Here is a 12,578-nt window from a genome sequence, read left to right on the forward strand (position 1 = left end):
TACAGCAGTTTCTGGTATTATGAGGTACAGATATTAATGAAAAAACCCTTATAGTGCGGGAGGGACAGCCCGAATCTGTACCTCAGGCAGATGGAATGTGCTGTAAATGATGTGAACAGAACAAGCCAATATTTGTAATCTTCATGAGTAACAACAAACAAGACATCAATCACACAGAATTAAATCCCATGGCTCATAGCCGCAGGGGATTTTTTACTGTGTTTATTGCAGGAATTTCTACATCTGTATCTAGTATTTTCAGGAAAGATGTTGCTGTAGCTGAGAACCATAAAGCCTTCACCGCCGAAAACAAATCAATGCTCTCTACCAATAACCAGTCATTTTTTTTTCCAGGTGAATTGTTAGCATCTGACGAAATGCGGATCACTATTGTAGGGTCTTCTTCCGTCGCACGCAAAACCCAATCTGGAACAAGCATCTTTCTCGAACTGGGAAACGGGGACAGTTTCATCTTTGATGCCGGACCTGGTGTAGCTGCCAACTATACAGCGTTGGGTGTACCCTATTCGCGGATGGATAGAATTTTCCTAAGTCACCTTCATTGCGATCACATAACGGATCTTGCCTACATATATGGTCAAGGATCAATGTATGATCGCAAAACACCCCTACGTATCTGGGGACCGAGTGGCAAGGAGTCGAAGTTTGGCACAAATGCTTTCGTCGAGTCAATGAAGGCTATGTGTCTCTGGCACACGGAGAGTCTTTCCTACCACCAGAACGGTAATGGTTATGAAACAGAGGTACATGAATTTGACTATGCTCAAAATCCAGGTGTTGCATACAACGAGAAAGGAGTTGTGATTAAGCACTTTCCCGCAGTTCACCTGAAAGACGGTGCGGTAAGCTACCGTGTGGATTGGAATGGTCTCAGTTTTGTCTTCTCTGGCGACTCGCAACCGAATACATTTATGGTTGAGAACGCACAAAATGTTGATATCTTGATTCACCAAACAATTCCTCCAGCACAGGTTTGGGCAAAAGAATACAATATGCCCCTCGAACAAGTTATAGAACTGCAAAACAGATTTGATTCTCCTCCCCATGCTGTTGGTGCGATTTTCGACCAAACTAGACCACGCTTGGGTGTACTAACTCATTTATATCTAAATGAAAATATAAAAGTTGCCATTCTTGACTCGTGCCAAGAGGTTTACGACGGACCTATTGAAATTGCTCAGGATTTGATGGTTTTCAATATCTCCAAGAATGAAATCAAGCAGCGCATAGCGATCGTCCCTGAATTAGCGTTGCAAAACACCGTCAAGAAGTACGAAAACCTTCCACCACCTAAGTATAAACCAAGGGAGCAGTTGTCCCAGTGGCTTCTGGACGCGGTAATTCCGCAAGAACAATGGAAATAGAATTTGTATCAGCTTGATGAGTATGTAGAACACAAGTAAAAGTAAGATTAAGGTAGCAAAATTTGAAAAAATCCATCGACAAGATCATTACCAACTTACCGCTATGGGATACACAAGGTGCTCTGAAAATTGTGCCAATCGGTGACCAAAACTTCACCAATCAGAATTACCGAGTTGAGAGCAACGGACAGGTATTCAAGGTTCGCATCAGTGAAGGAAATCAAAACCTCATAGGGATTGCCAAAGAAGAAGAACTGATTGTGCTTAAGGCAGTTGCTAAAATGGGTATAGGACCAGAGGTCATTGCATACATACCACCAGAAGGTCATCTGGTAACGCGATTTATAGAGGGTAAGCATTTTTCTCTACAGGAAATCACGCAACCGGAAAACATACATCGAATTGCCCAGATCCTAAAGCAAGTTCATAGTATTGAGGGGATTGACGCTGCACCGCCACCATTTGAGCGAATTGAGGGGCTGATGAGGAACGCTGAACGCAAAAATGGCATATTTCCTGATGATTTTGAACAGTTACTCGCTGACCTACAAGCTATAAAGGCTGTACTGACTAAAGTCCACAGAAAACCATGTCTGTGTCATAACGACTTGGCTGGCTCGAATATCATTGAGGCCGATGGTTCAATTTTCCTGATCGATTGGGAGTACGCAGGTGTAGCAAATCCGATGTTTGACCTAGCTAACTTTTCTATGAATCAGAACCTGGATAGAGAAGGTGATAAAATTCTCATTGAGAGCTACTTTGGGAAAGTTAGTCAGGTGGAGTTAGCAGAAATCAATCTTTGGAAGATAGTTGCTATTTTTATTGAAGGTGTTTGGGGTGTTTTGCAGGCAAAAATTTCTCAATTTGATCGGGACTATCAAGGTTTTGCTAACGAAAATTGGCAAACAGTGCGTCAGTACACGCAAAAGGAAAGCTTTTCAGAATGGCTGTCCATGATATCGTTATCAAACCACTGATGAAGTGGGAAATTACTGGGAGGGTGACAAAAATCTTTAAACCAATTATACCGCAAGGGTTTTGAACCTTCGTATTCTGAGAAAATCAACATCATTTTGTGTATTTATTGATGCCATTCTCAATAACCAAAACCCACTAGCCTGATTTTTGTATTGGGACAGGTTTCCAATTTGTTTGAATCTTTTCCAAGCTGACCCATTTACAGTCCTTATTTTATAAGGGTTTTAGTCGAAGTTGTCACCTCTTCAGAGGAAATTATTAATCCCTGGATCTGACTTTTTCATCCATTCTTTATCACTGAATTTAATGTATTTGACACTCTTCAAACAGTATGACTTTCTGAACCGATTTATTCGGTTATCGGTTGCCAATATAGTCTCCAATCTCATGATCCCTCTAGCTGGTTCCATCAGTCTAGTTTTTTTGGGTCATCTCTCAGGAGTCCATGATTTGGCCGGATCATCTTTTGCAGTAGTATTATTTGATTTTATCTACTACGGTTTTTACTTTTTACGACAGAGTACCACTGGCGTTACCGCTCAGGCAATAGGAAGAGAAGACCAGGAGGAGATGTTACTGATAGGACTGCGAAATATCTTAATTGCTTTAGTCTTAGGCATACTGCTTTTGATTTTGCAGTACCCATTTAGGGAGATAGCATTTTCCATGTTAAATGATACTCCAGAGGTTAAAGCTTCGGCGGTTGCCTATTTCAATGCTCGGATTATTGGTGCGCCTGCGGTTTTCATCAATTACGTTCTGATTGGTTGTTTGCTAGGAAGGGAAGAGAGCGGTAAGGTGTTACTAATATCAGTAATGGGAAATGCTGTCAACATATTACTAGACTATTTGCTGATTATCCATTGGGGTTGGGGAGCTACAGGAGCTGGACTCTCTATGGCTATTAGTCAGTATTTAATGTTATTGGTAGGATTAATATTTTTTTGCCTTCAAATCCAGTGGCAAATGTTAAAAGCTATAACTGGAAAACTTTTGGATTGGTCAGCTTTGAAATCTGCCTTTGTCCTGAATGGCAATATATTTGTTAGTACCTTGATCCTGATCTCCACCACTGATATATTCAGTTTAGAGAGCAATACAATGGGGACAATCATCTTTACTCAAAATACCTTGATATTACAAATCATTTTCCTAGCTCTCTATTTTGTTGAAGGATTAGGATTAGCTACAGAGAGTTTAGTAGGCTACTTTACAGGTCAAGGTGCGAAGGAAAAGTTAGCTTCTTTGGTAGGGCTTTCTGCACAAGCTAGTCTTGTTTTGGGACTCGCCTTTGCTCTTGTACCTGCGCTTTTTCCTCAATGGGTATTTGGGTTATTCACCGACCATATTGAAATAATTAGTCAAATTGATACATATATTTGGTGGTTACCACTTTTTTTGACATTTAGTTCAGTAGCACTTGCACTGGAAGGATACTTTCTAGGTTTAGCAGAAGGACGCACTCTTCGCAATATTAACTTAACTGCCATTATTTTAGGATTTATGCCTTTAAGTATAGCCGCTTGGCAGTTTCACAATAACCATTTGTTGTGGCTTGCTTATTCTATGTTTATGTGCATCAGAATGGTGATGCTTAGTATACAAGTACCAAGAACTTTTGAAAGTGATTTTGGAGAGCGAAAAATTTTGGGGGAGATGGAGTAGATAATTGGATTGGAGAGCGAAAAATTTTGGGGGAGATGGGTGTGCTTTGAACCCTAAATTGGCCGAAAAATGAATCATAACCTGACCAAAAATTTACGTGATTTCAAGGCTTTCAAACAATCAACATCTCATGTTGTGAATCAAATAATGACTGCAAGTTGAAATTGTGCATCATAACGCGGCCCTATGTTTGATTTCAGCATTATTCAAAAAACGACTATTCAAACACTTCAATTTCAGCCTAAGTTTTAAACTTTCGTACTCAGATATGGTTCAAAGCGACCATGATATGGTTCAAAACCATATTTTTATTTATATTTGAGTTGACGCTGATATTTATATGGCAGCGATCGCATGAGTGGCAACAGAGCGATCGCCTACTACGGCTTTAACTAAGTAAACAGTTAAATCAACAACATTTTGGAACAAAACAGCGTTTGCGACCAAATCCTTATACCCCACATTCCGCACCCTCAACTGTCACAGATCAAAAAAGCCATTAAAATAGTACATAATAACTAAAGTCAATCCAAAGATTAAGAGAGTTAATGAGAATTAATAGCATTAAAAGGGATATGGTGTGAGAAAGTGAAGCTTGGTAACAAAAACAAAAGAAAAAAATAAAAGGAATATCTTAATCAGGAAGAACATATTTCTAATTGGAATCAGGACAGAGATTTTATCTTGCGCCTTTTACCAGATGATTGCTTACGTTACTATCAATTAGTCACCTAATTATTATCTATATCAATTTAATTTCTATGAGTGAAAATGAGCTAATATATTTGATGTATAGCTCCATTTTACTATGTCTATAATTTCGTTTTTATCCTGTAAATATTAGTCTAGTTTATGATTTTTATCTTGAATATCTTCTTTTCTTTATCTGTTAACCTCTCCAGGTGGTGTTCATTCTTATTGCTTCTTATTGATAATAGGTTTTGATGCCATTTTTGGTGATTTACTGTTTCTCAAATGCCTTTTTTCACTATATATGTCTGTTTTTATGCTAATTTTGAGTTTTTCTCTACGTAATTTCCCCTTGTGACAGTTTGGGGTGCGGAATGTGGGTTCAATATTTGCTGCTTGAGCTAAGTCACGCAAAGCTTGAGCTTCTTCTGAGTGGATCTGCTGATCTGCACAAACTATAGCAATCCTAATTGAAATGTGAGAAAACACGGTATTAGTTTCTGTGCTTTATATAACCAATAATCTTGTCCATGAATTACGCTAAATATAGCACTTAAACCACCAAACAAAAATTTATAGAGTATTAAAAATATCTTCCTTGAACTACGCAATTTCTCATGAAAGATTTAGGATTGCTATATATGTGTTATCAGGAGGAATTGATAATTTAGTTGTTGATTGGTTGAAAACATATATCATCCTCTATGATTGTGAGACGAGTATCATAATTTATTACGTATCTAGTTAGTTTAAAAACAGCTTTTTAATGGCTGAGACTGTGCAGTTACTCAGCTTGTGTGTTTACAACATTACTTTAATTAAATCACAATGAGAAGCAAATAATATGTAAAATCTACTTAAATTTTGTTACATTTATATTTCTATCAATAAAGATAAATTAAGAAAAATTACGTAAACTTAACAAACCACAAAATGCCCAGCTTCTAAGGATATAGCTGGTAGCCAATATTTTATGTATGATTGATTCAAATTAGGTCAAAATATTAAATATTAATAATATCAATTACCTTCAGGAGTCTCTCATTAGTGTCAGAAAAAATCCACTCCCGATATGCGGATGGAACACCAGTTTATCAAAGTCAAAGACCTCCAAGATTTGGTGAACCCATAGCCGATCCTTTAGCTCAAGGAGGGCATTCTAGATTAAGATGGGATCAATACCATCAAAGAGTTTATCAAGCTAGAGAATTTGATACTAATGGTCAACCAGTGCGAGACATTGACTTTACCAGTCCTACATATCCTAATGGTACACCCCGTCCTGATCATTTATCACCCCCTCATCAACATCTTTGGCTTGCTAATATAATAGGTGGTACTCCCACTCGTAGTAAACAACCAAAACCTCTATGAATAAACCAGAAAAATCTGCACTTACTCTAGTTATTAAACCAGAAGAAAAAATAGAAAATCGCATTTTCTTAATAGTTGATTATTTGGCTAAAACCTATCCTCAATCACAATGGAAGATTACTGAAATAGATGCAACAGGATTATTAAGCAATTTTTTAACCCACACTCTTAATAACCAACAAAATACCATAATTCCTGCTCACGAATTTTTACAAATCTTTCAAGAAAATGGACAAATTCTAGATTTAGAAGCAACTTTAATCAAAAATCATCAAGAACAGCAAGAAATTATTACTATTTTGATCAGAGATGGTTATTCTGTAGATATTTTAGGATTCACAGAATTATTACCTGTTAATGTCTTAAAAGATTTTATTTCAGTTGACCCTCATCTATTTGACAGTGAAGAACCTAATTTGAATTTACCAGATATGCAGCAACTAGAATTATATTCCCAAACCACTAAAATCTAATAACAATAAAATTACAGAAAGCCAAATGCAAAATGATGAATAATATGACATATATCCCCAACTTCTCAAAGAAATCGGGGATTAAAAAAAATTGCGTCTTTGCGTCTACCCTGCGGGATCTCCTCACGGAGATTGCGTGAGGTATATTCAAACCTCATCCGGGTTAACCCCCAACTCCCGCAACCGTTCCGCTAAACGTGCAGCTTTTTGCTGTTCCTGTTCCAACTGAGACGTTAACTGCTGGGTTTCCGTAGTTAACTGTATACATTTCTCCTCACTATGTAACAACAAATTCCCCTGTAAATCCCACCAACGTAACCAGGGAGCTTGCATATTATTATACTGTCCTTCCCAAATTCCCAACTCTACACCTAATGGTAAAATTGGATAATGCCCCCTTTCATTAGCTGGTAATAATTCATAACGTCCATTCACTAAATAATACACTTCCACACTAGCTTTCTGCACTTCATAAATACCATAAAACGGTACTCTAATTGCTTGTTCATATACCCAGAACTTACCGTTAAACGGTGTTTTATCCCTTTCTTCTGCACCATCCCCAGACACAAATTCTAAAACTATCAAAGGTGCTATATATTCCTGCCACAATACGTAGGAACGGCGGAATTTACCGTTTAACATTGGTGGTACATTGGCTACATAAAACCAATCTGGTGCTTCCGCGCCTTTTTCCAGTGGTTCGGTTAAACGCCAATAAATACCGCAGTCTTGACCGATCGCATATTGTCCATCAGGATGTATTTTTTGCAAGGTGCTATTGATGGAGTCTGTTAGTAAGATGCTTTGGGGATGTTCTTGAAAATTCTTCACAAATGTTCCATCCGACTCTGGTAACTCGGTGTGGTCGGGAAGATGGGTAATATCTATGTCAGCAGGTTTCGCAAGAGTCATAAAACTGGGAATAGGGGTTAAAGACTCGATCGCCTCTATTGTAGTTAAATATTATGATATGGATGGGCGATCGCCTTTTTTTAGGATGGCGCGTGATAACTGACTGCTGACAACTGATAACTGATAACTGAATACTAAACCTTTGCTTCCAAAGACTTCAGCAACTCAGTATTAACACCAGATTCACGAGTCAAAGAAATCTTACCCGTGCGGGCAATTTCCCTTAAACCAAACTTTTGCAACACTTGGACGATCGCCACCATCTTACCCGGATCTCCAACCACTTCCAAAGTCAGAGAATCTTCCGCTACATCCACAACCCTAGCACGGAAAATCTGAGCCAGTTCCACCACCTCAGAACGGTTGCTACTCGTAGCATTCACCTTTAACAGCATCAATTCCCTTTCTACACAAGGTGTCTCAGTAACATCCTGTACTTTTAGGACATTAACTAACTTATATAATTGCTTGGTGAGTTGTTCAATCACGCGATCGTCACCAGGTACAACCATCGTAATTCGGGAAACTCCACCCTGTTCAGCAGGACCAACAGCAAGGCTTTCTATATTAAAGCCACGACGCGCAAATAAACTAGAAATACGGGACAAAACCCCCGCTTCATCTTCAACAAGTACAGAAAGAGTATGTTTCATCTTCGCCAACACAGGCTAGGGAGTATAAAGAGTATAAATTTAACATCAGCCATAACTCACGGCTGCTTTAGACTGACTACAAAATCAAATTTTGGGTCTAAGCTTTTATTTTAATACGCCTGTGACATCCTATAAATCAGAGTTAGAGACTCAAAAACAGCATTCCCAGTCTGAGACTGGAAGATGAAGAATACGGAAAATCGTAGCAGAGATAGATATTACTACCTTTTTAAAGTTTTATACTGATATGTGAGAACCACTTTACTAGGAGAAAATCGTTTATGGGTTGGTTACAAAGACTATTTGGAATGGAAAAACCAGAAAACGCAAAAGTAAACCCAACTCCACAAGCAGCAGCTACCGCTGACAAAATCCCTCCAGAACGTATAGGATTAAATGGCGAATATGATCAAAGCGGTTTAGCTAAAAGAGTCGCATTAGCCTTTGATCAAGATTCAGAACTTGCAAATTGCGATCGCCTCTGGGTAGCTCAACTAGGTAGCACCGTGGTATTAAAAGGTGAAGTTCCCAGTCAGAAAATTCTCAACAAAATGGTTTCTGTAGCTCGTTCTGTCAATGGTACTACTGACGTAACCACTGATGAAGTTACAGTTGGGTGATTGGTGACTGGGGACTGGGGACTGGTGACTGGTGACTGACAAAGACTTTTACCAATTACCTATTACCTATTCCCCATTCCCTAATCCAATTTAAAATTACCTCATTCACCTTTTCCGGTGCTTCATCATGGGGACAGTGACCCACATCTTCTAAATACAAAACTTCTAATTTTTCATTGTATTTAGCAAATTCATTGGCTAATTTTGGGGGAACAAATTTATCTTTACTCCCCCAAATCAATAACATGGGAATTGTTAAGTTTGGTAAAATTTTCTTGACACTGGGACTAAATTCTGCATCTATAGAAGATTTAAACAAAGCAATAAAAGCACGGGTAGAGCCTCTGTCCTGTGGAGGTCCGGCTAAAATATCTATAAGTTCATCCGTAATGGCTTCGGGATTAGTATAGGCAAGACCAGCCCAGCGTTTTAATACTTCTGGTTTTCTGACTACCTTAAACAGTGGTTTCAGCAGTAAAGGCGAAGCAATAACACTTTTAAGTCCTTCCACAACTGGATGTAAAAAAGTAGGGAGGGCTTCTAATTCCAAAGTGGGATCAGGTAAACTCATCATTACTATACCCGCAACCATATCAGGATGGATATCAGCCGCAACTAAGCTGATTAAAGAACCCACAGAATTACCTATTAAGATAACTGGTTGGCGGATAAATGCCTGCCAAAAGTCATAAACTTGTTCTACCCAAAGTTTGACACTGTAATTAGCCGGAGCTTTTTCAGAAGCACCAAAACCCAGCATATCTAAGGCATAAACTGTATGATGTGTACCTAAAACTTCTAAATTATGTCGCCAATGACCAATGGAAGCACCAAAACCATGTAGTAAAATTAAAGGTGTGGTATTTTGGTAATTGTAAGTAGGCCGGATGTAGGTATAGCGAATTTGCCAACCTCTCCACAGCCAATCTCTTTGATTACCTAGCCGCTGCTGCCAAGATAACGTAGTAGTCACAAACTCTTTCCTGGAAAACTGTAATTTAAATTAACTATTGTAGGAAATCTGAACAAAGTTAGTAGAATAACAAATACAACAGATTAACTAAATGTTGTTTGAATTAGCTAACCTAAAGATATGCACTCATTTTTCCATTATGAGTCATTTACGTATTTTGCCTTTATTGGCATAGCAAACAAAACTAAGTAAACCAAAGCCAAGCCAAATCCTTAACTAAAAAAGCTCCCAAAAATCATAATGCCTGTGATTGAGAAAAAAAGAACTCGCGATCTGCCCCAAATTAACGAACGCATTCGCTTCCCGAAAATTCGAGTCATTGACACTGATGGCGGCCAATTAGGAATTATGCCGCCCCATGAAGCACTAAAGTTAGCAGAAGAAAAAGAACTAGACCTAGTGCTACTCAGTGACAAAGCCGACCCGCCGGTATGTCGAATCATGGACTACGGGAAATATAAGTTTGAGCAGGAGAAAAAGGCGCGGGAAGCCCGGAAGAAGCAGCACACGGCTGACGTGAAGGAAGTAAAGATGCGCTATAAGATTGAAGAACACGACTATAATGTGCGCGTCAAGCAAGCTGAACGCTTCCTCAAAGATGGTGATAAAGTCAAAGCTACTGTGATGTTCCGGGGTCGAGAAATCCAACACAGTGATTTAGCAGAGGATTTGCTAAAACGGATGGCTACAGATTTAGAACCGTTTGGTGAAGTACAGCAAGCGCCAAAGAAAGAAGGGCGAAATATGATGATGCTAATTTCACCCAAAAAGTAAAAAGCTAGAGGGTGTAGGGGAAGCAGGGAAAGTTAATAACCCAATCACCAATCACCAATCACTAAACTGTAAATTTATTTCAAAATGATAGTCCTGGCTGCTGAGTGTGAAAAATAATACTCAGTTGTTCAGGACTTTTACTATTTAGTAACTGCTGTTACTGTTATCCTAAATACTTAGCTGTTGCGCTGTGATTATCTGTTTCTCACCCCAGAAAAAACTGCATGGAATTAAAAAATCACTGGTTAACAAGCGATAGAGGCTTTCTGGTACGAATGCTTCAGTGGGTCAATCTCCGACCAGAGGAGCTTGAACGTACTTGGATGATGTTTGCCTTCTACACAATTGTATCTGTAGGGTTGCGCTGGGCTGAGGATAGCACTGTCGCACTGTTTTTGGATAAATATGGCGCGGGACAACTACCCTGGATTTATATAGACCACACTAAACAAAAATATGTAACAAAATGCAAATCACACTAAAAACCTCTTCACTCTTGCCTCTTGCCTGCCCCCACGAAAAGACTTTTCACCCTATCTAAATAGTTTGTTTGGTGTAAATTTCCCTTTTTTGGGGCAATATTCAGAACAATTCATAGCTTCTTCCGTGAGGACTATATCAGGTCTCACCGCACACTTCAAATAATGGTTATTGGAGAAAAATTTACAGTTTTTACAAGGAACTTGATGTAAACCATTGACACTAAAAGCTATTTTATTATCTGCATGAGAACGAATCTTTTGGACAAGAAACAAAAAAAACGCCCAAATAAAGACAAAGCTGAGTGGACTTAAAGCTATTGCTAAATCGGAGATATTTAATCCTTCCTGTTGCGAGTATTCCGGTTGACTTTCGGTTTGTGTTAAACCATGAAAGGTTTTATTTAACGCTACCTTATCTACCTGATGTTGTAATATGTCTTCAATATACATATTATTTACCTGCTCTATATAATACGCTTTCTCAGCAATTTGTGAAAAATTAGATTATTTATTTCAATTATAGGTGTAACAAAATAAAACCTTGGCTATCTCTGTCGATAGGTTTGCTTGTAAATATCTGAATATATATCCAAGGTAAGAAATTGATAAAATTTACAAATTAATGCAGCCGTATTGACATAGTGTTAAAATAGTTCTGGAGATAGAGGAATAATGTCAAAAATTGTCTATTTAAATTGATGTTAAAATAATTATAGGATCGGGAAATATGAACTTGCTATTTTTCCAGAGGATTCCTGTAACTGCATTGGCATTACTTTGGCTGGCTTACAATCTGCTAGGATGGTATCTTGCTGCTCATCAAATTGCTTGGTTAGTGGGGGCTTTTGTGGGGGCGATCGCTATAGCTATAGTCAGAAAAAGTAATTCTTGGTTAGAAACTCTTTTAGTTTTTGGTTCTCAAACTTTAGTTGTCGTCTTGGTTCTCAGTGCATCCATCGCGTTAATAGCAATTTGGTCAATTTTATTCAGTATATTTCTCATTCCATTAGCAACCACGCTATTAGCTGATTTAGAAATGCGTTTTTCTGGATTTAGTAAAACATATTCTTTTTGGATTTTAACAGTTATTGCTGGCTCAGGTTTAGCGGTTGGTGAGATGATAGATATCCTCATTTTTCCCAGTATTAAATACTAAAGTTGTTATTATCATCTCACCCATAATTTTCTTATTTTTCTTTTTTCTCTAACCGAGATTTTACATCTGCTGCAAAGTCTTCATATCTTCTTAAAGGAGTTACTTCTACTTGCACATTTTGACCCATTTTTTTCATGATGGGTAAATCTAAAAGAATTTGATCCAGGGTATCCGGTGTGGGAACATCAACAATAACAATGACTCGACGAGTTCCCACACATTTCCACAAATCTACAACAATTCCTGCTTGCTTTGCTTGCAGTGCTGCATCTGCTTCTTCACTCCAAATGGTAAAGAGTTCTTGTTGTGTCATGTCGTCGGGGTATTCAACGTGAAAATCTAGGTGATATAGCATGGTTGATTTTCCTAAGAGTGGTTTGTTATTTACAGATAATAAAATACCATAGGTGGAGGTTTCGCGCAAAGTGTTATGATAA

At 38.3% G+C, this 12,578-nt stretch carries 14 protein-coding genes and 1 pseudogene; 9 read left to right on the plus strand and 6 right to left on the minus strand.

All coding sequences use genetic code 11. The features are described 5' to 3' along the window. The first annotated feature begins 143 nt into the window (after nucleotides 1-143). The 3 genes from gntH to gntT all read left to right on the plus strand — a co-directional run bounded on the left by gntH (nucleotide 144) and on the right by gntT (nucleotide 4,031). Nucleotides 144-1,385: a guanitoxin biosynthesis MBL fold metallo-hydrolase GntH gene (gene gntH / locus K2F26_RS16490; protein WP_220608677.1), complete on the plus strand. Its 1,242-nt coding sequence runs from the start codon at nucleotides 144-146 to the stop codon at nucleotides 1,383-1,385. Nucleotides 1,386-1,447: 62 nt separating this feature from the next. Beyond that, nucleotides 1,448-2,365, plus strand: a complete 918-nt coding sequence (gntI, locus tag K2F26_RS16495; protein WP_220608678.1) for a guanitoxin biosynthesis pre-guanitoxin N-oxide kinase GntI — start codon at nucleotides 1,448-1,450, stop codon at nucleotides 2,363-2,365. A gap of 307 nt (nucleotides 2,366-2,672) precedes the next feature. Next, the gene (gene gntT, locus K2F26_RS16500; protein ID WP_220608679.1) at nucleotides 2,673-4,031 is read left to right on the plus strand and encodes a guanitoxin biosynthesis MATE family efflux transporter GntT; all 1,359 of its coding nucleotides are present in this window, start codon (nucleotides 2,673-2,675) and stop codon (nucleotides 4,029-4,031) included. 915 nt (nucleotides 4,032-4,946) lie between these two features. On the opposite strand, the gene K2F26_RS25470 is transcribed toward gntT, so the two are convergent. Next, nucleotides 4,947-5,210 (minus strand): hypothetical protein, encoded by a 264-nt coding sequence (locus K2F26_RS25470; RefSeq protein ID WP_220608680.1) that lies wholly within the window; start codon nucleotides 5,208-5,210, stop codon nucleotides 4,947-4,949. A 558-nt stretch (nucleotides 5,211-5,768) separates the two neighbouring features. On the opposite strand from K2F26_RS25470, the gene K2F26_RS16510 reads away from it, so the two are divergent. Both K2F26_RS16510 and K2F26_RS16515 read left to right on the plus strand, forming a co-directional pair. Continuing rightward, nucleotides 5,769-6,095 (plus strand): hypothetical protein, encoded by a 327-nt coding sequence (locus tag K2F26_RS16510; protein ID WP_220608681.1) that lies wholly within the window; start codon nucleotides 5,769-5,771, stop codon nucleotides 6,093-6,095. After that, nucleotides 6,092-6,568, plus strand: coding sequence for a hypothetical protein (locus K2F26_RS16515; RefSeq protein WP_228020604.1), 477 nt, complete (start codon nucleotides 6,092-6,094; stop codon nucleotides 6,566-6,568). The genes K2F26_RS16510 and K2F26_RS16515 overlap by 4 nt, the downstream gene beginning before the upstream one ends. A 147-nt stretch (nucleotides 6,569-6,715) precedes the next feature. Here the strand turns inward: K2F26_RS16515 and K2F26_RS16520 are convergent, their stop codons facing one another. Then, a complete protein-coding gene (locus K2F26_RS16520) occupies nucleotides 6,716-7,483 on the minus strand; it encodes a Uma2 family endonuclease (protein ID WP_220608682.1) in 768 nt (255 codons plus the stop codon). Nucleotides 7,484-7,617: 134 nt separating this feature from the next. Next, nucleotides 7,618-8,136, minus strand: a complete 519-nt coding sequence (ilvN, locus tag K2F26_RS16525; protein WP_137667831.1) for an acetolactate synthase small subunit — start codon at nucleotides 8,134-8,136, stop codon at nucleotides 7,618-7,620. A gap of 281 nt (nucleotides 8,137-8,417) precedes the next feature. Between ilvN and K2F26_RS16530 the strand changes: the two genes are divergently transcribed. Next, nucleotides 8,418-8,756 (plus strand): phospholipid-binding protein, encoded by a 339-nt coding sequence (locus tag K2F26_RS16530; protein WP_220608683.1) that lies wholly within the window; start codon nucleotides 8,418-8,420, stop codon nucleotides 8,754-8,756. Between the two features lie 55 nt (nucleotides 8,757-8,811). Here K2F26_RS16530 and K2F26_RS16535 read toward each other — a convergent pair whose 3' ends face one another. Continuing rightward, a complete protein-coding gene (locus K2F26_RS16535) occupies nucleotides 8,812-9,729 on the minus strand; it encodes an alpha/beta fold hydrolase (protein WP_220608684.1) in 918 nt (305 codons plus the stop codon). A 240-nt stretch (nucleotides 9,730-9,969) separates the two neighbouring features. On the opposite strand from K2F26_RS16535, the gene infC reads away from it, so the two are divergent. Both infC and K2F26_RS24915 read left to right on the plus strand, forming a co-directional pair. Beyond that, a complete protein-coding gene (gene infC / locus K2F26_RS16540) occupies nucleotides 9,970-10,503 on the plus strand; it encodes a translation initiation factor IF-3 (protein ID WP_096566105.1) in 534 nt (177 codons plus the stop codon). 224 nt (nucleotides 10,504-10,727) lie between these two features. After that, nucleotides 10,728-10,940, plus strand: a pseudogene (locus tag K2F26_RS24915) (hypothetical protein); the annotation flags it as partial. Between the two features lie 96 nt (nucleotides 10,941-11,036). On the opposite strand, the gene K2F26_RS16545 reads toward K2F26_RS24915, so the two are convergent. Next, nucleotides 11,037-11,435, minus strand: a complete 399-nt coding sequence (locus K2F26_RS16545; protein ID WP_220608685.1) for a hypothetical protein — start codon at nucleotides 11,433-11,435, stop codon at nucleotides 11,037-11,039. A 277-nt stretch (nucleotides 11,436-11,712) separates the two neighbouring features. Here K2F26_RS16545 and K2F26_RS16550 point away from each other — a divergent pair, with 277 nt between their 5' ends. Further along, the gene (locus K2F26_RS16550) at nucleotides 11,713-12,141 is read left to right on the plus strand and encodes a hypothetical protein (protein WP_220608686.1); all 429 of its coding nucleotides are present in this window, start codon (nucleotides 11,713-11,715) and stop codon (nucleotides 12,139-12,141) included. 31 nt (nucleotides 12,142-12,172) lie between these two features. Here the strand turns inward: K2F26_RS16550 and K2F26_RS16555 are convergent, their stop codons facing one another. After that, nucleotides 12,173-12,496, minus strand: coding sequence for a muconolactone Delta-isomerase (locus tag K2F26_RS16555; protein WP_220608687.1), 324 nt, complete (start codon nucleotides 12,494-12,496; stop codon nucleotides 12,173-12,175). Nucleotides 12,497-12,578: the final 82 nt, after the last annotated feature.

The sequence above is a fragment of the Sphaerospermopsis torques-reginae ITEP-024 genome (assembly GCF_019598945.1).
Lineage (GTDB): Bacteria > Cyanobacteriota > Cyanobacteriia > Cyanobacteriales > Nostocaceae > Sphaerospermopsis.

Excerpts from the sequence above, each read along its gene's own strand:
- K2F26_RS16530 (WP_220608683.1), top strand. The coding sequence starts at position 8,418 with ATGGGTTGGTTACAAAGACTATTTGGAATGGAAAAACCAGAAAACGCA.
- gntT (WP_220608679.1), top strand. The coding sequence starts at position 2,673 with ATGTATTTGACACTCTTCAAACAGTATGACTTTCTGAACCGATTTATT.
- K2F26_RS16550 (WP_220608686.1), top strand. The coding sequence starts at position 11,713 with ATGAACTTGCTATTTTTCCAGAGGATTCCTGTAACTGCATTGGCATTA.
- K2F26_RS16520 (WP_220608682.1), bottom strand. The coding sequence starts at position 7,483 with ATGACTCTTGCGAAACCTGCTGACATAGATATTACCCATCTTCCCGAC.
- K2F26_RS16545 (WP_220608685.1), bottom strand. The coding sequence starts at position 11,435 with ATGTATATTGAAGACATATTACAACATCAGGTAGATAAGGTAGCGTTA.
- K2F26_RS16555 (WP_220608687.1), bottom strand. The coding sequence starts at position 12,496 with ATGCTATATCACCTAGATTTTCACGTTGAATACCCCGACGACATGACA.
- gntH (WP_220608677.1), top strand. The coding sequence starts at position 144 with ATGAGTAACAACAAACAAGACATCAATCACACAGAATTAAATCCCATG.
- infC (WP_096566105.1), top strand. The coding sequence starts at position 9,970 with ATGCCTGTGATTGAGAAAAAAAGAACTCGCGATCTGCCCCAAATTAAC.
- ilvN (WP_137667831.1), bottom strand. The coding sequence starts at position 8,136 with ATGAAACATACTCTTTCTGTACTTGTTGAAGATGAAGCGGGGGTTTTG.
- K2F26_RS16515 (WP_228020604.1), top strand. The coding sequence starts at position 6,092 with ATGAATAAACCAGAAAAATCTGCACTTACTCTAGTTATTAAACCAGAA.